Raw genomic sequence first — 484 nt, 5'->3', positions numbered from 1 at the left:
GCACTGATGCTGAGGACCAAACTTCGGGGGGAGTGACGATGAGCGATCAGCAGGATAGTAGCGCCAACAAGATCGGCGCGCACGGCATACTCGGCATCAAGCACGTCCAGAATATCGGCAGCGATTTTGTCGACGGCGTCATGAGCGGTCTGGCATGGCAAGGCAATGTACTCACCTATGCCTTCCCGAACAGCCATAACGACTATCATTACCACCACGAGCCCGACAAAGGCTTCGGCGCTGTCAGCGGCGCGATCAGGAACGCCGCCGAATTCATCCTCGACCGCAGCTACGGCAGCGCCGCCAATGACGGCTTTTCGGTCGAAGGCTTTACCCAGCTGCATATCAGCCACGGCTCGGATACGGGCTCGGTGATCCGCTACGCAGAATCCTCCTACAAGAACCCGACTGCGATGGGCAACTTTCCTGCGGGCAACGAAAAGGGTGGCGACGTCTGGTTTGGGCCGAATTATCACCATTATTC

At 57.9% G+C, this 484-nt stretch carries 1 protein-coding gene; it reads left to right on the top strand.

From position 1 onward, the window contains the following. Window positions 1-38: 38 nt before the first annotated feature. On the top strand, window positions 39-484 hold a 446-nt coding region (locus tag AC1D0P_RS28795; RefSeq protein ID WP_477679857.1), incomplete at its 3' end, for a hypothetical protein.

It is taken from the genome of Polaromonas sp. P1_G2, from assembly GCF_056405515.1.
Note: the sequence above shows the minus strand (reverse complement) of the source record. Positions and strands in the feature narration are given on the sequence as shown.